This is a genomic window from Haloplanus sp. CK5-1 (genome assembly GCF_037201915.1).
Lineage (GTDB): Archaea > Halobacteriota > Halobacteria > Halobacteriales > Haloferacaceae > Haloplanus > Haloplanus salilacus.
Genome location: NZ_CP147505.1, coordinates 3,074,058 through 3,092,852 on the forward strand (window position 1 = coordinate 3,074,058; position 18,795 = coordinate 3,092,852).

The following is an 18,795-nucleotide window of genomic DNA, read 5'->3' on the forward strand; positions in this document are numbered from 1 at the left end:
ACGGTGCATGACCGCCGATCGGGCCGTCCTTCGGGAGGCCCTCGAACGCGGCGAGGAGGAGGGGGGGCCGATCGAGTTCAAGGAACGACTGTCCCGCGACGTCCACTTGGCCGACGGGCGCATGGAGAGTCTGGCCGCACAACTCCGCCACCGGATGCTGTCCGGCGACGGCGAGGCGACGTACGTCGTCGGCGTCACGGACGCCGGTCGGGTCGCCGGCATCTCCCCGTCGTCGTTCTCGGAGTCCATGGACGTCCTCTCCTTGCTCGCGGAGGAAGCAGGCGCACACATCGAGGACGTGGAGACGTGGGGCGTCGGCGGCGACGACGGCGACGGACTGGTCGGCGTCGCCACCGTCCGCGAGGGCGGTATCCTCGACACCGACGACTCCCACATCGTCGTCGGCACCGCCGGCCACGTCGACCACGGCAAGAGCACGCTCGTCGGGACGCTCGTCACGGGGCAGGCCGACGACGGCGAGGGCGGCACCCGCGGCTACCTCGACGTCCAGCCCCACGAAGTCGAGCGGGGCCTCTCGGCGGACCTCTCCTATGCGGTGTACGGCTTCGACGATTCGGGGCCGGTGCGGATGGACAACCCCCACCGCAAGACCGACCGTGCCCGGGTCGTCGAGGAGGCCGACCGCCTCGTCTCGTTCGTCGACACCGTCGGCCACGAGCCGTGGCTCCGGACGACGATCCGGGGACTCGTCGGGCAGAAACTCGACTACGGGCTGTTGACCGTCGCCGCCGACGACGGCCCGACCGACACGACGCGCGAGCACTTGGGGATCCTGCTCGCGACCGAACTGCCGACGATGGTGGCGATCACGAAGACCGACCTCGTGAGCGAGGAGCGCGTCGAGGAGGTCGAACGCGCCGTCGAACGCCTCCTTCGAGACGTCGAGGAGACGCCGCTCCGGATCGAACGCCACGGCGTTGGGACCGCCGCCGAGGAGATCGGGGACGTGGTGCCCATCCTGAAGACCAGCGCCGTCTCGGGAACCGGGCTGGACGCCCTCGACGACCTGTTCGAACGCCTCCCCAAGACCAACGGCGACGACGGCGAGTTTCGGATGTACATCGACCGGACGTACTCGGTGACCGGCGTGGGAGCCGTCGCCTCCGGCACCGTCAACTCCGGCACCGTCGAGGCGGGCGACGACCTCCTCCTCGGGCCGATGGCCGACGGCTCCTTCCGCGAGGTCGAGGTGCGCTCCATCGAGATGCACTACCACCGCGTCGACCGCGCCGAGGCCGGCCGCATCGTCGGCATCGCGCTCAAGGGCGTCGCGGAGGCGGAGATCGAGCGTGGGATGACCCTCCTGCCCGCCGACGCCGATCCCACGCCGGTCCGCGAGTTCGAGGCCGACGTGGTCGTCCTCAACCACCCGACCCGCATCGGCACGGGCTATGAACCCGTCGTTCACCTCGAAACGGTCAGCGAGGCGGCCGTCTTCCGCCCCGAGGACGGGCACCTCCTCCCCGGCGACCACGGGACCACGACCGTCGAGTTCAAATTCCGACCCTACGTGGTCGAGGAGGGCCAGCGGTTCGTCTTCCGCGAGGGCCGGAGCAAGGGCGTGGGGACGGTCACGGACGTGTAGGGTTCCGTCTCGACGGCTCTCCCCCAAGATACTTATCGCCTCTAGAGGGTGTCATAGAACTCTTCTCACACCGTGATGATTGTGCTTCCCGGATTGTCTCCGCGTTCGTAGTTGGTGATTGCGACGACGAGGCGCAGACACAACGCGAGGAACACCTGCGCTCGTGCATGGACGCGGCCTCGGGCGTGCGTTCGCCCGAGGCCGCAGCCCTTGACTGATTCGTTGGTTCGTTCGACGCCACTCCGGCGGTTGTACGTCTCGTCTAGCGTTGATTGCTTCAGCTGAACGTCGTTGCTGTGTTTTTCAATGCGGTCTTCTACCCTGTACTCGATATCTTTCGGGTCGTCGGTGTTTCGTGGATTGTACGGAGCGACTGGCACGACCCCTGCGGCCAGCAGGTGGTCGTGCCAGTCGAGCGTGTCGTAGGCACTGTCTCCAAGCATCCACATCGGTTTCCCGACGGCGAGCGCGTCACGCGTGACGCGCATCGCCGTCTCTTCTGGTGCTTGTTTGCTCTCGGTGAACTCGGCTGCAATCGGGATCTTTTGCCCGGTTGAGACGATCGTGCAGCCGTAGCCGTAGTAGTACTCGTCATCGGTTGGATCATAGCACTTCGATGCGTCTGGATCGGCGGGCATCGCTCTCACGTCGGTTGAATCGATAGAATACGTCAAGTCGAGCAGGCCCCGCAAGGCGGCCTGCTCGACGAGATGGTCGAAGACCCGGTCAACAACGTGCTCAAGATCAGTGAGGAATCGATCGACCGCGTCTCTCGACGGCGGTCGATCGAAGCTACAGCTGAGCCAGACAACGGTGTTGTTCAGTTCTCGTGCAACCGGACGGATACCGTAGATGTTCTTGTAATAGCAATGGAGAAAGCCACGCATCATCTCGGGCGGCTCAAGATCTCGTGTTCGCCCCGTCTCCGCCGGGGCGAACACGTCGAACCCTTCAAGAAACTCGAAGGAGAGGTGCTCGAACAACGCCAACGTCTCCGTTTCCACGGCATTGAAGAACGATTCTACCGAAGGATCATCTTGCAGGGTCGCTGAACTCATTCCACCTCAGCGTTCACCCTGCTCTTTGGTATGCGAACTGTTCTATGACACCCTCATCGCCTCTATTTAAAACAGTAGTCACCCCTACCACTGTGGCCAGACCTCCCGTCACGCCACGATCAGGTACGGCAGAGCGGTTCCACATACGATACAAGCAACATATGACGGACTACAACGACAAGATCCGCGCGGTCGTCCTCGCGGCGCTCATGGTGTTCTCGGTTTTCGCCGGCACCGTGGCGCTCTCGGGGTCGGCTACCGCGACTGTAGACACTATCAATGGTGACGCCGCCACTGAAGACGTCGAGATTGGGCAGAGCCAAGTGACACAGAACGTAGTGTTCGACGTAACGATCGACGGTCAATCAAACACGGAGACGGTCAACATCAACGTATCGGAGGCCACCGATGCCGGATCCAGTATCGAGGATCTCGATGCCGGCAACGTCACGGTCGGTGGCACTGACTCCGCCGAGGTCAGCCTCGGGACCATCAACAACGACCTCGGGGCGGGCGACCCGAACATCGACATCGACCTCCAAGACGATACTCAAGACGGTACCTCCCACACCGTCACGATAACCGCCACGCTGACACACGACACCGGCAGTATCAGTTCGGAATCGAGTCCGAACACGTACAACATTACGAACACGACTGGTACTACTGGGACGGCTAGTGGGACGGTCGACTTCGCCTTCCAAGACACGACCGCCCCGACGGTCGTCATCAACAGCGTCTCCCCGACTTCTCCCGGTCAGTACGGCACCGTGACCGTCGACTACAACCTGACGGACGCGGGTACCGGCGTCGACACCACGGGGTCGGTTACGAACCTGACGCTAGAGGACAGCGACGGCGACAAGATCGCCGACACCAGCCTGACGACTGGAACCAATCAAGAGACGACGTTCGATCTCACGAACCTCGCCGGCGGCGAGGCGGCGCCCGGGACGCTCACGCTGGAACTCAACGGGACGGACAGCGACTCCGTCACCGATCCAGAGACGGCGTCGCCCATCGACACCAGCGCCTCGGTGACGGGCGTCGGCAGCGACAATCGCGCGCTGTACACGAACGGGACCGGCACCTTCGACACTCGTGACGGTACGGGCGTCGTCTTCGACGGCGCGGACGTGTTCCAGGGTGAGGAAGACATCGAGTTCGGCGGGCCCACCTCCCTGACGGGTGTCAGCGGTGACGCCGAGGGCCAGACCCTCCAGCTTCCGGTCAGCCAGAGCCAGGCGACTGGACAGTACGACGAGGACGGCCCGGACGTGTTCCGAAACGGCGATAACGTCGGCGTGACAGTGCTCGAACCGCGTGTCACCACCTTCGACATCGAGAACAACAACGGCGAGGACATCTCGGGCAGCTCGGTCCCGCAAGGTCAGACGGACGAGCGCGGCGCGGGTGACCTCACCGTCGTTGCCGACTACAACTACAACCAGGCCGAGGACCTCGAACTCACCGTCGAGAACGAAGACGGTCTCGACGTGACCGGCGACGCTATCGACGGCAACGCTAACGCCTTCGAGAACTCCAACGGCGAGGTCACTTGGGACCTCGACCTCTCGGACCTCAACACGGGGACGTTCACCATCGAAGTCGCTGGCTCGGACGACCTCGACTTCGGTAGCGCAACCGAGTCGACGACGGTCACCGTGACCGGCGACGACGACGTCACGCTCGACCTCGCATCCGATTCGGTCACGCGCGGACAGGACGTGACCTACACGATCCGCGGGTCGAACGCCGGCGACACGCACGCTATCGCCATCAGCGGCGATGACTTCCGCGACAACGCGAACAACCGCGACCGGATCTTCCGCGATGTCGGTGACGTCGAATACCGCGGCTACAACGCGAGCAGCGACGTCGCGTGGGCCGTCGTTCAGATCGACGACGACACCGGTGTCGGCGTCGGTCAGGTCGACACGAGCCAACTCGACACGACTGACGTCGACGTCGACCTCTACGCGTCGTCCAACATCGACCTTGCGACGGCCGGCACGGCCGAATTCGACGCGAACAACACGATCGCGAACAACGACCCCGAGGACGACCCCTCGCTAGAAGTCGAAGAGGGTGAAGTCTCGGTCAACACGCCCGGCGAAACCTACGTTGTCGGCAGCGAAGTCGACATCAACGGCACGGCCTCGGAAGGCATCGAAGACGTCGCCTTCTACGTCCGTCGCCAGGGCGAATACAAGCTCCTCGAACTCGACAGCAACGCGGACCCGCAGACGACGATCTCCGTCGACGCGGACGACACCTTCGAGAAAGAGGACGTCGTGCTGAGCGAACACGGCGGCAACGGGAACGACCTCCTGTCCCAGCCGGGCACCTACCGCTTCGGTGTCATCGACGCCGCTGACGTGAACGGTACGTCGGGTACCACTCCGAGCGTCAACGTCTCGGCGTTCAACACGGGCACGAGCTCGCAGAAGTCCCTCCGTGTCGTCGACACGGAACTGGAAGCGAACTTCCAGACGGTCGGCGGCCAGGTCTCGACTGATGACGATGTCATCAACGTGACCGGGACGTCGCTGGGTTCGCAGACGGTCGCGTTCCTCTTCATCGACGAACGTGGGAACGTCGCGTACACCAGCGTGACCACGGACGACGACAACACGTTCGAAGAGGACGAACTCGACATCAGCGGTGACAACAACATGGACCTCGCTGAAGGGCAGGTCAGCGCCCACGCACTCACGGCCGGGCGCGACGGCTCCTTCGGTGACGGTGAACTCCCCGGATCCAACACCGGTGACGACACCTACACGAACCTCTCGAACTTCGTTGACGAGCTCAACGACCAGTCGCTGACGGGCGACCAGGCACGAGCACGCGTCCTGGATCAGACGACCGAAGCAGTCGCGAGCGACGACCGGGTGGTCACCTCGACCTTCCGGCTTGCGGACTCGCAGTCGACGATCCAGAGCGTCTACCCCGAAGGCATGGAAGCCTCGGGCGTCAACCCGGTCGGCGTCGACGACACGATGGTCGTCGAAGGCGCGACCAACCTCCGTCCGGACGACAACTCGATCACCGTCGAACTCATGACGCAGGAGGGCGACTCGGTCGCACTGACGACGACCGACGAGTGGTCCTACGACGGTCAGTGGATGGTCTCCCTCGAACTCGAGGACGTGCAGACGGGCACGTACGACATCGAGGCCGACGACAGCTACAACACTGACGTCACCGAGGTAGAGATCGTCCAGAACCGCCAGACTGCGACGCCGGAGCCGACGGACACGCCGGAACCGACGGCAACGGACACGCCGGAACCGACGGACACGGCGAGGGACACACCCGAGCCTGACACGGCGACGGACACGCCCGAACCGGACACGGCGACCGCAACGCCGACGTCCGAGGGCGGCCCCGGCTTCGGTGCGGTCATCGCGGTCATCGCGCTCTTGGCGGCTGCGCTGCTGGCCGTCCGACGCGACAACTAAGCTAACGACGACTGACCGCCGGTAGCGGTCACCCGACGCGGTTTCTTTCCGTGGACGCGACTTCCAAAACCGATATCCTGCTCTGCCACGATTGGAGAGCCATGACCGATCTGATGTCCGGCGAACCCGGAAACCGCCCGTACGGCGGCACCTGCCCGGCGTGCAAACGCGAGTACCGGCACGCGATCACGTTCACCCGCGACGGCGCGATCCGGGGCGATATCTCGGGCGACATCTGCATCACACCCGGCTACCTGTTCGCCCACTCCGAGATCACCGTCACCGACCCCGACGACGACTTCCCGACAAAGGAGGTCGGCGGGATGGGCAACCGACGGGAAGTGCCAGTCGAGAAGACGGACGTCTCCGGGGTGTGGGTCTCCGACGGCGACGAGACGGACCCGTTCGTGCTCCCCGACGACGGCGAGAACTGACCCCGCACTCGGCTCCGATCGGATCAGATCAGCAGTTGCGACGGATCGACGGGGCGCTCGAACCGTCGACAGGCCTCCCGGAGTGCGTCGAGCGTGAACGTCACCTCCGCATCGTACTTCTCGACGGGGACCCCGTACTCGTCGGCGCCGACGCGTTCGAGGAATCGATACGAAGAGACGACGACGCGCCGTTCGGGCACCGTGAGGAACAGCCGAGCGTCGGGGTCCCAGTCGAACCGTTCGTCGGTGTACGCCGGATCGTGGGGCCACGCGAAGACGGCGTTCTCGCGGATCGTCCCCTCGAACCGACTGGCACGGTCCCGGTCGTGGGCGTGGGGTGGGTACTCGATTCCGGTCGCGAGGATGCGCTCTTTCAGTCGCTCGCTTCGAGCGTAGTGGACCACCGCCACCCACCCGTCCGCCGGGTCGACGGGTCGGGTTCGGTGCACCCGGACTGGCGTCCCCGTCGGAACGATAACCTCGACACGCGGGCCGGCGTACGACAGCGTTTTCGCCGGCGGGTAGTTCAAGAGCGCCGTGAACCGCTTCTTCCGGACGTACTCGTGTACCGAGTACCGACAGCCGTGGGAACAGCGCCACTCGTCGCCGTCGAGTACTCCATCCGACGCCGGACAGTCGTAGCACGTCTCGGGGTAGCAGTACGCACAGAGCGTCCCCTCAGGGACCGGCGTGCGACAGCACAGACACCTCGACCGCGTGTCGGTCGACGGCATTCGACGTGTCCGACTGGCGGGGGGCGGCGTAAACAATCTTTCTGCAGACAGGGGGGTGTCTGGCGCGGTCGTGGTGGTCGCTCTCGTTTCCTGAGCGACCGGCAAAGTAGGGATGGGCTCGGCGGGAGTCCCGCGAGCGAACGCAGTGAGCGAAGGAAATGGACTCGCCGGGAGTCCCGCGAGCGACCGAAGGGAGCGAGTGGGACTACGGCGAGTCCACGACTGAACGAACGAAGTGAGTGAAGAAGTGGACTCGCCGGGATTTGAACCCGGGGCCTCTTCCTTGCGAAGGAAGCGATCTGCCACTGATCTACGAGCCCGCACTCGAACCCAGCCGTCGGGCGTACTTGTAAGCTTCTGTTCCGGGCGGAAAAACGCCTTAGCGCCGTGGCCCGCGGTCAGTCCTCGAGGACGATCTCGATACTGACGTCGTTGGGCACCTGGATGCGCATGAGCTGGCGCAGTGCGCGTTCGTCCGCATCGATGTCGATCAGCCGCTTGTGGACGCGCATCTCCCAGTGCTCCCAGGTGGCAGTCCCCTCGCCGTCGGGGGACTTCCGGGACGGGACTTCGAGCGTCTTCGTGGGCAGCGGGATCGGACCGCTGAGGCTGACTCCCGTCTTGCTCGCGATCTCGCGAACTTCGTCGCAGATCCCGTCGAGGTCCTCGGGGCTCGTGCCCGCCAGACGAACGCGTGCTTGCTGCATCTATCGTTCGTTGACCGAGAGCACTTTGCCGGCCGCGATGGTCTGACCCATGTCGCGGATGGCGAAGCTACCGAGCTCGGGGATCTCCGAGGACGGCTCGAGGCTGAGGGGCTTCTGTGGTCGCACCGTGACGACCGCGGCGTCGCCGGACTTGATGAAGTCCGGGTCCTCCTCGGCGACCTCGCCGCTCGCGGGATCGAGCTTCTGGTCGATGGACTCGATGGTACACGCGACCTGTGCCGTGTGGGCGTGGAAGACCGGCGTGTAGCCCGCCGTGATCACGGAGGGGTGCTGCATGACGACGACCTGCGCCTGGAACGTCTCGGCGACCGAAGGCGGGTCGTCGGCCGGACCACAGACGTCACCGCGGCGGATGTCGTCCTTGCCGATGCCACGGACGTTGAACCCGACGTTGTCGCCGGGGCCGGCCTCGGGCACCTCTTCGTGGTGCATCTCGATGGTCTTGACCTCGCCACCGACGTCCGAGGGCTGGAACGACACGTTGTCGCCGACGTTCATGATACCCGTCTCGACGCGGCCGACCGGGACCGTCCCGATACCGGAGATGGTGTAGACGTCCTGGATGGGGAGGCGAAGCGGCGCGTCCGTCGGCGGCTCCGTCTCGGGCAGGTCGTTCAGGGCCTCAAGCAGCGTCGGCCCGTCAAACCACTCCATGTTCTCGGACTTCTCGGCGACGTTGTCGCCCTCGAAGGCCGAGATGGGGATGAACGAGGCGTCCTCGGTGCCGAACCGGACCTGCTTGAGGAGCTGCTTGACCTCTTCGACGACCTCGTTGTAGTCAGTCTCGCCGTAGTCGACGAGGTCCATCTTGTTGACGCCGATGATCAGTTCGTTGATCCCGAGCGTCCGCGCGAGGAAGACGTGCTCGCGGGTCTGGGGCGCGACGCCGTCGTCGGCCGCGACGACGAGCACCGCGTTGTCCGCCTGGGAGGCGCCCGTGATCATGTTCTTCACGAAGTCACGGTGGCCCGGACAGTCGACGATGGTGAAGAAGTACTCGTCGGTGTCGAACTCCTGGTGGGCGATGTCGATGGTGACCCCGCGCTCGCGCTCCTCGGCGAGGTTGTCCATCACGTAGGCGAACTCGAAGCCGCCCTTGCCCTTCTCTTCGGCTTCCTCTCGGTACTGCTCGATTACGTGCTCGGGGACCGACCCTGTCTCGAACAGGAGTCGGCCGACGAGCGTGCTCTTGCCGTGGTCGACGTGGCCGATGATGGCCAAGTTCTGGTGCGGTTTGTCACTCATGGTGGGAATCACGCGCTAAGGCGCTTGGTGAGGAGTATTTTGCCCGATTCACCTAAAACCATTTCGATACGCATCACAGACGCTCGGGTCGCGGTCGGGCGATTTGTGACACCGTCCCGCACGATCACGGGACGGGGCTGCGTCGCGTCGACGCCGACCTCACTCCAACCGGCCCACGTCCGAGAGGATCGCCGTCGCCGTCTCCGGCCCGCCGGCACCCCGGCCGCTGAGGTGCAGCTGGCCGGCATTGACCGTCTCGAACTGGACGATGTTTCGCGTACCCGTGACCGCCAGCGCGTCGTGTTGCGGGACGAGACGCGGACCGACACGGACGCCCTCGGCCGTCGCCTCGCCGATGAGGCGGACCGTCCGGCCGTCCTCGCGCGCCAGTTCGAGAGCGCTCGCCGGGAGGTCGCGAATCCCCTCGACCGAGGCGTCCTCGAGGCTGTACACCCGATCGCCCCCGCTGAGCACGTTCGCCAGGATGACGAACTTCAGCGCCGCGTCGGTCCCCTCCACGTCGAAGGCGGGGTCGGCCTCGGCAACGCCGAGGTCCTGTGCCTCGGCGAGGACGTGTTCGTAGCCCAATCCCTCGGCGGCCATCCGCGAGAGGACGAAGTTCGCCGTCCCGTTGAGGACGCCCCGGGTGGCCGTGATCTGGGACGGGCCGAAGTCGGCGATGGTCGAGAGGATCGGAATCGCGCCGCCGACGGCCGCCTCGAACTGCACCGTCCCCTCGCTTTCGGCTTCGAGCGCCATCAGGTCGCCGTACCGCTCGGCGACGGGACCCTTGTTCGCGAGCACCGCGTGACGGTCCCGCGTCAGCGCCGCCGCGACGTGGGAGAACCCGGGTTCGGCGTTGCCGAGCGTCGTCGGCGTCGCCTCGACCAGGACGTCGTAGTCGGCCGACAGCGCGTCTTCGGGATCGCCGGTGCCGACAACGCCCTCGCGTTCCTTGCGGTCGAAGACCGCGTCGGCGTCGATACCGTCGGGATCCACGGCGGCCGAACTGGAGTCGGCCACCGCGGTCACGACGTGGCCGTACTCGGGCGCGAGGTCGACGACCGATCGACCGACCGCACCGACGCCGATCACCGCGATGTCGAGGCTCATTCCGACACCTCCACGAGCGGTTCGATGACGTCGAGACCCTTGCTGTCGGCGATGTCGCGGACGTGGTCGAACACCTCGTCCGTGCGACCGGTGCGGGTCGCCAGCCGCAGGCGGGCGCTCGACGCCCCGTTGCGACCCTGATGGGCAGACAGCGAGAGGTCCGAGAGCGTCGCGTCCGTGCTCGACTCGATGCAGCGAAGCGTATCGGAGAGGTCGGTGTCGACGATGTCGCCGACCAACAGGAGCGTCAACTGCTCGCCGTACCGCTCCGCGCCAGCCTGGACGACGTTGACACCCTCCTCGCGGAGCGCCTCGACGATGCTCTCGAAGCGATCCGGCGGACACTCCACGTCGACCTCGACGGGGATGTGTCCCCGTGGCGTGAGGTTGCCGCGTTCGTGGAAGATCGACAGCAGGTTGCCGCCGTTGTCGGCGATGGGGCGAAGCGCCGATAGCAGTTCGCCCGGCTTGTCGACGAGTTCCAGCCGGATCGTGTGCGTCTGTGGTCGCTCGCCACCGTCGGTTCGCTCACCCTCTTCGTCCTCGTCGGTGGTGACTGCCTCGTCGGGCATTCAGGCCGTCACCCCCACGGCACGACCCGTCGGCCGAATAATTGTGATCGGCGACGGGGACGGACCGCGGGGTAGCTCCGTGCCGACACGTCGACTGCCGGTGGTCGTGCCGCTAGGCATGGTACACACTGTGCCAAGGGAGTATAAGACAGCATCGGTCGATCCTCGGCGTCGAGGTGGCGGTCAGACCGAGGCAGGACCCGTCGCGGACGGCCGCCCCGCGTCGACGGTCGCCGGAGGGTCGGCGCGCTCCTGGGTGAGAGTGACGACGGTCCAGCCGTCGTCCGTCCTAAAGGAGAGGGAGCCACCTGCCGACTCGGCGACCGAGCGTGCGACCCAGAGGCCGAGGCCGCTGCCGTGTGTGAGTTGTGTGATCTGCGTCTCGCCCGTGATCACGTCGCGCTCGTCCGCGGGGATGCCGGACCCGTCGTCGGCGACGTGGACACGAACCTCGTTGCCGTCGGCCGCGGCCGTGACGCGGACCCGCGACCCGCCGTGTTCGACGGCGTTCTCGACCAGTTCCGCGAGCGCCGTCTCGACGTCCTCGTCGGCCCACATCCACAGGTCGTCGGGCACGTCGACGGTGATATCGACGTCACCGACGAGTCGGGTGTCGTCGACGGCGGCCGCGACGGCGTCGCCGACGTGCAGGCGCGCGTTCGACGCCGAGTGTCGGTCTAGGGCGTCCACCAACACTTTGGACTTGTCCGCCAACTCGCCCACGTCCCGCGACCGTCGGGTGAGCGTCGCGGCGACGTCCGACAGCGGCGACTCGTCGAGTTCGGCCGCCAACCGCTCGGAGTGGCCGACGAGCACCGTGGCGTCGTTGCGGAGGTTGTGTCTGAGGACGCGGCTCAGGACGGCGAGTTTCTCCCGTTCGCGGGCCAACTGCTCGGCCCGTACCCGTCTGGCGTCGTGGACGCCGATGATGACGTGGGCGGCGGCGCTGATCGCGAGGACGTTCCCGGCCGCCAAGGCGTCGGCCACGCTCACCGTTCCGAGTGTCCCTCGATAGACGCCGTGGAACAAGAGTACGGACCCCAAGACGACCAGACCGAGGACGTTCCACGCCGCGATCCGAACCGCGTTCGGCGTCGAGAAGCCACTGCGGTACAGCGCCGCGCCGGCGGCGAGAAGCCCGAGACAGACGACCCCCCCGAGGACCGCGAGCCCGGCACCGACGACGGGGCGGGACCCCACGAGGAACGGCGCGAGGTTCGGGGCGAGGAGGGCGACACCGGTCAGACTGACCGCGGAGCAGGCACCGAAGCGCGCGAGGCGTTCCCGCCGTCGACCGCCGGGGCTCGGTCCCGGCTCGAACAACCGGACGAGCGCCCGGTCGAGACGAGTGAATAACTCTGTCATCGGTCCGACGTCGGACGGATCGATGATGAAAGTACGCACCGAATTATCGCGAGTGAAGAACGAAAGGCGGCGAGCGGCGTTAGATGTAGTCGATCGACGGCGGGAGTTCGAGCTTCATTCCCTTGCGGGTGCGGATATCCTCGATCAGATCCGGCTGGAGGTTGTCGGCGAGCACACGGAAGCCGGCGTTCTCCGTGTTCCACGAGGCACGACCTTCGGTGGCGCTCCGGATGTCGGAGGAGAAGCCGATCATCTCCTCGACGGGCGCGATGCCCTCGATCACCATGAGGTCACCCTCCTGGTACATGTCGTCGACACGGCCACGGCGACCCTGAATCTCGCCGGAGGCCGCACCCATGTGCTCGGAGGGGACGTCGATGCGGACGTCCTGAATCGGTTCGAGCAGCCGGATCTCGCCGTCGATCAACGCGCGGTGGACGGCCTCGCGAACGGCGGGGATGACCTGCGCGGGACCGCGGTGGATGGTGTCCTCGTGGAGTTTGGCGTCGTGGAGACGGACGAGCGCACCCTGGACGGGTTCGGCCGCCAGCGGCCCGTCGTCGAGCGCCTCCTCCAGCCCCTCGACGACGAGTTCCATCGTCTCGTTGAGGTGCTGGATCCCCTTCGTGTCGTCGATGAGGATGTTCGTCCCGTGGATGTGCTCCACGTTCTGGGAGGTGTCCTTGTCCATACCCGCCTCCTGCAACGCCTCGCGGCGCTCCAGTTCCGGCATGTCCATCGAGACGTTCCCCAGTTGAATCTCGTCGACGATGTCGTCGGCGAGGGGTTCGACCGTGATGTAGAACTTGTTGTGACGGTTCGGCGAGACGCCCTCGACTTCACCCGAGGCCTCCTGAGGAGCCTCGCGGTAGACGACGATCGGTTCGCCGGTGTTGATCGGGATTCCCTGGTTGCGCTCGATGCGCTGGCCGATCACTTCGAGGTGGAGTTCGCCCTGACCGGAGATGAGGTGTTCGCCCGTCTCTTCGTTGATCTCGACCTGAATCGTCGGGTCCTCCTTCGCGACCTGCTGGAGCGTCTCGATGAGTTTCGGCAGGTCGTCCATGTTGCGGGCCTCGACGCTCTTCGTGATGACTGGCTCCGAGATGTGCTCGATGGACTCGAACGGCGTCATCTCGACGCTCGACACCGTGGATCCGGCGATGGCGTCTTTGAGCCCCGTCACCGCGGCGATGTTGCCCGCGGGGACGCGGTCCACTTCCTCGCGTTCGCCACCCATGTAGATGCCGACGCTCTGGACGCGGTTCTGCCGGGCGGTGCCGGAGACGTACAGTTCCTGTCCTTTCTCGATGGTGCCCGAGAAGACGCGGCCGGCGGCGATCTCGCCCGCGTGGGGGTCGACGCCGATGTCGGTGACCATCATGACGAGTTCGCCCTCCTCGTCGACCAGTCGCATCGTGCCGGCGAGGTCGGACTCCGCGTCCCCACGCCAGATGCGCGGGATACGACGGGGCTGGGCGTCGAGCGGGTTGGGGAAGTGCTCACACACCATGTCGAGAACGACGTCCGAGAGGGGCGTCCGCTCGTGGAGTTCCTGGCGCTTGTCCGCGCGTTCGAGGTCGATGATGTCGCCGAAGTCCATCCCCGTCCGCTGCATCGAGGGCATCGAGACGCCCCACTTGTACAGCGCGGAGCCGAAGCCGACGGTGCCGTCCTCGACGCCGACGGTCCAGTCCTCGTCGATGTCGTCCATCTCCTCGGTCATGCCACGGATGAGTTCGTTCACGTCGTGGATGACCGACAGGAGTCGCTCCTGCATCTCCTGGGGACCCTCCTGCAGTTCGGAGATGAGGCGGTCGACCTTGTTGATGAAGAGGGTGGGCTTGACGCCCTCGCGGAGCGCCTGTCGGAGCACCGTCTCCGTCTGGGGCATCGCGCCCTCGACGGCGTCCACCACGACGAGCGCGCCGTCGACAGCGCGCATCGCGCGGGTCACGTCGCCGCCGAAGTCGACGTGGCCGGGCGTGTCGATCAGGTTGATCAGGTGGTTCTCGCCCTCGTACTCGTGTGTCATCGAGACGTTCGCGGCGTCGATGGTGATGCCGCGTTCCTGCTCGTCTTCCTCCGTGTCCATCGCGAGTTGCTCGCCCGCGGTGTCCTGAGAGATCATGCCCGCACCGGCGAGCAGGTTGTCCGTCAGCGTCGTCTTGCCGTGATCGACGTGAGCGGCGATGGCGATGTTCCGGATGTTCTCCGGGTTGTCCATCAGTCGCTCACATTCTTGTACGATCTTCTTTCGTCGGCCCATTACCACTCCATTCCGCTAGGAGGGTCAAAAGGGTAGTGTTTTGCCGGAGGCAAAACGCCCGAGTTCCACCGTCTACCCGGCCGTGCCATCCGATACCACGCCATTCGGCAGCGCTCGACCGATCGCAACCGTCTTACGCGTCTGGCGCGTGGTAACGACAAGCATGGATCTCCGAATACGGGGCGCCACACCCCCCGATCCGTTTCTCAGCGCCGCCGACCTCCTCTCGACCGAACACGACCTCGACAGCCCGGTCGAGGTGCAGGTCCGGGACGACCCTGACGAGCGGACCTGGGCGGCCCACTACGACGACCGCCACGTCCTCAACATCTCCGGAAAGGCCGCGACGAGCGCGATGGCCCGCGAACTCGCGCTCCACGAACTCGCCCACATGGCGCGCTACGAACAGGGCCACGCCTCCCACACCCAGTCGACAGACGAGGCGCTCTTTCTCGCACTCTCCGGCCGGGACGTCGAGCGGCGGAAACTCACCCACTGCTACCAGATCGCCAACCACATGCGCGACATCTACGCCGACGACATCACCCTCTCGGTCGCGCCGGCGGCGAAACTCGTCCCGTTCCTCGAGTCCCAACTGGCGACCGCCGTCGCCGCCGCACCGGACCGGGAGGCCACGCGACACCCGGAGGAACGCAGAATCTCCGTCACCGCCGACCCCGACATCACCGCCGTCAACGCCGCGTTCGCCATCGGCCTCGTCGAGCGCCACGACCTGGTCGACGACGACCACCGACTGTACGACCTCGCGCGGGCCGCGGCCACCGACGCACCCGGAGTCGGGATGGAGACGTTCAAGCGCCTCTTTCGGACCCTGGCCGACGACCCCACCGAGAGCGACTTCCGGCGCGACCTCGTGACGGCGACGCGGGCGTACGCCCTCGACGGCGAGGGCGGGCGGGCAGCCGACTAAGACTCTCGCCCACGCTCGGCCGCGGCGAACACCCCGATCACGTCCTCGCGGTCCATCGCCCGCGGGTTTCGTTCGATGTTGTGTTCCGAGTGTTCGAACGCGACGTCGGCGAACCGCTCGAACGTCTCACGGTCGAACGCGCCGAACGGGGCGATACTCGTCGGCACGTTTACGTCCTCCAGTAGGTCGAAGACGGCCTCGACGCTCCGATCGGCGAACGCCCGATCCGACTCCCCCGGACGGCGGTCGACCCCGAGCAGGTCGGCGAGGTCGGCGAATCGGTCCACCTCCGCGGGCACGTTGTACCGCATCACGTGGGGGAGCAACACCCCGTTGGCGAGGCCGTGGCCCAAATCACACTCCATACCCAGCGGGTAGGTGAGCGCGTGGACCGCGCCCAACCCGGAGTTGGCGAAGGCCTGGCCCGCGAGCGTCGCCGCGAGGCTCATCCGGGCGCGGGCGGTGTCGTTGGCCGTCCCCTGTGTGACCGCTGGGCGCAGGTTCTCCGCGACGAGTTCGACGGCACGGCGCGCGAGCGTATCCGTGTACGGCGTCCGCAGGAGGGAGACGTAGCTCTCGACGGCGTGGGTCAGCGCGTCCAGCCCCGTCGCCGCCGCGACGCCCGGTGGCATCGTCGCCGTCAGGTCGGGGTCGACCGCCGCCAGATCCGCGAACAGGTGCGGCGAGAAGGCGACCCTTTTCACCCCGCCCTCGCGCTCGTCGGCGAAGACGCCGATGTGGGTCACCTCGCTGCCCGTCCCGGCCGTCGTCGGCACCAGCGCCAGCGGCCCGGTCGGGGCGGGGACGTTGTCCATCCCGAGCAACGCCCGGACCGGGCGGTCGGTGGCCGCGAGCGCAGCCGCGAACTTGGCCGTGTCCATCGAACTCCCGCCGCCGACGCCGACGATCAGGTCGACACTCTCGGCGGCGGCGGCCGCCTCCTCGACCATCGACAGTTTCGGCTCCGGGGCGACGCCGTCGTAGGTCGTCACGTCGACGCCAGCGGCTTCGAGGTGCGCTCGAGGCCCGTCGATGACGCCGCTCTCGGCCAGATTTCCGTCGGTGACGATCAGGGCGGCCTCGGCGTCGCGCGCCGAGGCGAACGACTCCAGTTCCGCGGTGGCGCCCGACCCGTACTCGACGTGAGCGGGGCTCTGGACCGTGTGTGACTCCGCGAGCGATCCGATGTCGGACATACCGCCACGGTGGGGCGGCGGGTGCGTTAGTTCTTCGGGAGAAGAGGGGGGACGATCAGCGCGCGGCGGCGGCGACCCGCTCCGCTTCCTCTTTCTGGTTGATCGCGTAGGTGCCGACGTCGTAGTCGGCGGCACCGGTAAGCTGGTTCGCCAGCGCTTCGGCGGCGCTGGTCGGCGTCTTGTACGACCCGCGCTGGGTGCCCTCGGCGAGGAACTTCAGTGCCTGGTCGACGCGGCGCTGGGGAGCCACGTCGACGGCCTGCGGGACGGAGATGCCGCCGTACTTCAGGCGAACGGTCTCCTCGCGGGGGGCGGCGTTCTCGACGGCGGTGACGAGCACCTGTACCGGGTTCTCGTCGGTCTGCTCGTGGACGAGTTCGAACGCGTCGCGGACGATTCCCATCGCCTGCTGTTTCTTCCCGGTGTTCTCCTCGGTCTGCATCAGCCGGTTGATGAGACGCTCGACGAGCGAGATCTCGCTTTTCTGGAACTGCTTGGAGGCGTGTCGCCCCATCGTGTGGGCGATGGGTGTGACGTTGATGTACCGCTGGGTGCTGGGGTCCTCGTACGCGATGTCCGTCGTCTCCCAGACGCCGAAGAGCAACGCGTCGGGCTCCTCGTCGGTCTCTTCGACTTCCGCTTCCGCGTCGACGTCGTCGGAGGTTTCGCTCTCGGACATTATCGAACCGGTTTCTCCGCGTTACCGCGAACGAGTTCGATGAGCGAGACACCGTTGACCTTCTCGACCTTGTAGTTCACGCCGGAGAGGTCGCCCATCGCACGACCCTTCGCACCGCCGATGCCGGCGATGGTGACCTCGTCGTGTTCGTCGATGAAGGAGATGGCGCCGTCGCCGGGACAGAACGCCGTCACCTGCTTGCCGTTCTTGATCAGTTGGACCCGGACGCACTTCCGGATCGCGGAGTTGGGCTGTTTCGCCTCGATGCCGACCTTCTCGAGGACGATGCCCCGCGCCTGGGGCGCACCCTCGAGGGGGTCCGACTTCTTCCGAAGGCCGCGCTCGCGTCGCGCGTACTCCGAGTCGGACCACCGCCGCGTCTGGCGGTCCTTCTTGAGTTTGCGGGCCGCGTATTTGCCGTTCGCCATGGTGCCACTCGGTTCCCGGCGGAGCTACTTAAGCCTCCCTTTTCGAGTGCGCCGAAACCGGCTCAGAACACGTTAGGGCCACCGCTACTCCGATCTGAGGGGTTTTTGCGACGAGAGATGCGCCCCGGAGAGCGTCGTTGAGCACCGAAGGAGCGCCGAGAACCCGTGAGAGACGTTCCGGCGGGGCGACTGGGGAAAACTTATTCCGGTGTCGGGGTGAGGCCGGACCATGCCCACCCGCCGCGCCGCCCTCGCCCTCCTCGGGCCGCCCTGTCCGGCTGTCCGACCGACATCGGCGGTGGTGACGACGACGCGACGACGCCAGTCGTCGACCGATCCGTCGGCGCCACCGGGTCGATCCCGCAGTACCAAGTCGACGCCAGCAACGCCGGCAGCGTCGACGAGCCGGTGCCATCGGGCCCGTCGGTCGCCTGGCGACGGACGCCCACCCGCTACGAGGTCCCAGCCAGTCGTCGACGGGACGGACGTCTACGTCGCCTTCGACGGCACCCTCGTGACCCTCGCCCTCGACGACGACCGATCAGGCTAACTGCACGTCGTCGATGTCGTGGTGGCGGGCGGCGAGTCGACGTGCCGTCTCGATGTTCCGACCGTCGCGGCCGATAGCCGCCCCGCGGTCCGGTTCCGGCACCTCCGCGTAGGCGACGCGGTCGCCCTGTTCGCTGATCGTGACGTGTTGGACGGCCGCCGGTGCGAGGGTGTTCGCGACGAACGCCTCGGCGCGGTCGGCGTCCTCGACGAGCTCGACCGACCGACCGAGCGTCTCCTCGACGGCCTCGACGCGGCGGCCGTTCGGGCCCACCGCTTGTCCCATCTCGCCGGCCGCGACGAGGAAGACGACACGGTCCTCCTTTTCCCCCTCGAAGACCAGACAGTCGCGGGCGGTCGCCCCCGTCTCGTCCTCGAAGCAGGCGATGAACCGGCGGTCGCGGTCCGACAGGGTAACCCGCAT

At 66.4% G+C, this 18,795-nt stretch carries 17 protein-coding genes and 1 tRNA gene; 5 read left to right on the forward strand and 13 right to left on the reverse strand.

Features of this window, described 5'->3' with window-relative positions:
- The first annotated feature begins 7 nt into the window (after nt 1-7).
- Nucleotides 8-1,606 (forward strand): GTPBP1 family GTP-binding protein, encoded by a 1,599-nt coding sequence (locus NBT81_RS16315; RefSeq protein WP_338739943.1) that lies wholly within the window; start codon nt 8-10, stop codon nt 1,604-1,606.
- Between the two features lie 65 nt (nt 1,607-1,671).
- Here the strand turns inward: NBT81_RS16315 and NBT81_RS16320 are convergent, their stop codons facing one another.
- Nucleotides 1,672-2,664, reverse strand: a complete 993-nt coding sequence (locus NBT81_RS16320) for a transposase (RefSeq protein WP_338738304.1) — start codon at nt 2,662-2,664, stop codon at nt 1,672-1,674.
- 161 nt (nt 2,665-2,825) lie between these two features.
- Here NBT81_RS16320 and csg point away from each other — a divergent pair, with 161 nt between their 5' ends.
- Both csg and NBT81_RS16330 read left to right on the forward strand, forming a co-directional pair.
- A complete protein-coding gene (csg, locus tag NBT81_RS16325) occupies nt 2,826-6,128 on the forward strand; it encodes an HVO_2072 family ArtA-dependent S-layer glycoprotein (protein ID WP_338739945.1) in 3,303 nt (1,100 codons plus the stop codon).
- A 101-nt stretch (nt 6,129-6,229) separates the two neighbouring features.
- Nucleotides 6,230-6,562 carry a hypothetical protein gene (locus NBT81_RS16330; protein WP_338739946.1) on the forward strand — a complete coding sequence of 111 codons (333 nt, stop codon included), beginning with the start codon at nt 6,230-6,232 and terminating at the stop codon, nt 6,560-6,562.
- A gap of 23 nt (nt 6,563-6,585) precedes the next feature.
- On the opposite strand, the gene NBT81_RS16335 is transcribed toward NBT81_RS16330, so the two are convergent.
- The 8 genes from NBT81_RS16335 to NBT81_RS16370 form a co-directional block, all read right to left on the reverse strand.
- Nucleotides 6,586-7,296, reverse strand: a complete 711-nt coding sequence (locus NBT81_RS16335) for a hypothetical protein (protein WP_338739947.1) — start codon at nt 7,294-7,296, stop codon at nt 6,586-6,588.
- A 248-nt stretch (nt 7,297-7,544) separates the two neighbouring features.
- A tRNA-Ala gene (locus NBT81_RS16340) sits at nt 7,545-7,616 on the reverse strand.
- A gap of 78 nt (nt 7,617-7,694) precedes the next feature.
- A complete protein-coding gene (gene rpsJ, locus NBT81_RS16345; protein ID WP_114584299.1) occupies nt 7,695-8,003 on the reverse strand; it encodes a 30S ribosomal protein S10 in 309 nt (102 codons plus the stop codon).
- Nucleotides 8,004-9,269: a translation elongation factor EF-1 subunit alpha gene (gene tuf, locus NBT81_RS16350; RefSeq protein ID WP_338739950.1), complete on the reverse strand. Its 1,266-nt coding sequence runs from the start codon at nt 9,267-9,269 to the stop codon at nt 8,004-8,006.
- Between the two features lie 159 nt (nt 9,270-9,428).
- Nucleotides 9,429-10,382, reverse strand: coding sequence for a homoserine dehydrogenase (locus tag NBT81_RS16355; protein WP_338739951.1), 954 nt, complete (start codon nt 10,380-10,382; stop codon nt 9,429-9,431).
- Nucleotides 10,379-10,954, reverse strand: a complete 576-nt coding sequence (locus NBT81_RS16360; protein WP_338739952.1) for an amino acid-binding protein — start codon at nt 10,952-10,954, stop codon at nt 10,379-10,381. Before NBT81_RS16360 ends, NBT81_RS16355 begins: the two co-directional genes overlap by 4 nt.
- A 183-nt stretch (nt 10,955-11,137) precedes the next feature.
- Nucleotides 11,138-12,319, reverse strand: coding sequence for a HAMP domain-containing sensor histidine kinase (locus NBT81_RS16365; protein ID WP_338739953.1), 1,182 nt, complete (start codon nt 12,317-12,319; stop codon nt 11,138-11,140).
- Between the two features lie 79 nt (nt 12,320-12,398).
- A complete protein-coding gene (locus tag NBT81_RS16370; protein ID WP_338739954.1) occupies nt 12,399-14,588 on the reverse strand; it encodes an elongation factor EF-2 in 2,190 nt (729 codons plus the stop codon).
- Between the two features lie 163 nt (nt 14,589-14,751).
- Here NBT81_RS16370 and NBT81_RS16375 point away from each other — a divergent pair, with 163 nt between their 5' ends.
- On the forward strand, nt 14,752-15,519 hold the full coding sequence (locus NBT81_RS16375) for a DUF5781 family protein (RefSeq protein WP_338739955.1): 768 nt from the start codon (nt 14,752-14,754) through the stop codon (nt 15,517-15,519).
- Here NBT81_RS16375 and NBT81_RS16380 read toward each other — a convergent pair.
- Genes NBT81_RS16380 through NBT81_RS16390 form a run of 3 tightly spaced genes read right to left on the reverse strand, consistent with a single transcriptional unit; the run spans nt 15,516 to nt 17,822 of the window.
- Nucleotides 15,516-16,715, reverse strand: a complete 1,200-nt coding sequence (locus NBT81_RS16380) for an iron-containing alcohol dehydrogenase (protein WP_338739957.1) — start codon at nt 16,713-16,715, stop codon at nt 15,516-15,518. The genes NBT81_RS16375 and NBT81_RS16380 overlap by 4 nt on opposite strands.
- 55 nt (nt 16,716-16,770) lie before the next feature.
- Nucleotides 16,771-17,394: a 30S ribosomal protein S7 gene (locus tag NBT81_RS16385; protein WP_338739958.1), complete on the reverse strand. Its 624-nt coding sequence runs from the start codon at nt 17,392-17,394 to the stop codon at nt 16,771-16,773.
- Nucleotides 17,394-17,822: a 30S ribosomal protein S12 gene (locus NBT81_RS16390; protein WP_092635289.1), complete on the reverse strand. Its 429-nt coding sequence runs from the start codon at nt 17,820-17,822 to the stop codon at nt 17,394-17,396. The genes NBT81_RS16385 and NBT81_RS16390 overlap by 1 nt, the downstream gene beginning before the upstream one ends.
- A gap of 229 nt (nt 17,823-18,051) precedes the next feature.
- Between NBT81_RS16390 and NBT81_RS16395 the strand changes: the two genes are divergently transcribed.
- The gene (locus NBT81_RS16395) at nt 18,052-18,372 is read left to right on the forward strand and encodes a hypothetical protein (RefSeq protein ID WP_338739959.1); all 321 of its coding nucleotides are present in this window, start codon (nt 18,052-18,054) and stop codon (nt 18,370-18,372) included.
- On the opposite strand, the gene NBT81_RS16400 is transcribed toward NBT81_RS16395, so the two are convergent.
- Nucleotides 18,364-18,795 (reverse strand): NusA-like transcription termination signal-binding factor, encoded by a 432-nt coding sequence (locus NBT81_RS16400; RefSeq protein ID WP_338739960.1) that lies wholly within the window; start codon nt 18,793-18,795, stop codon nt 18,364-18,366. The two genes, NBT81_RS16395 and NBT81_RS16400, sit on opposite strands and share 9 nt — an antisense overlap.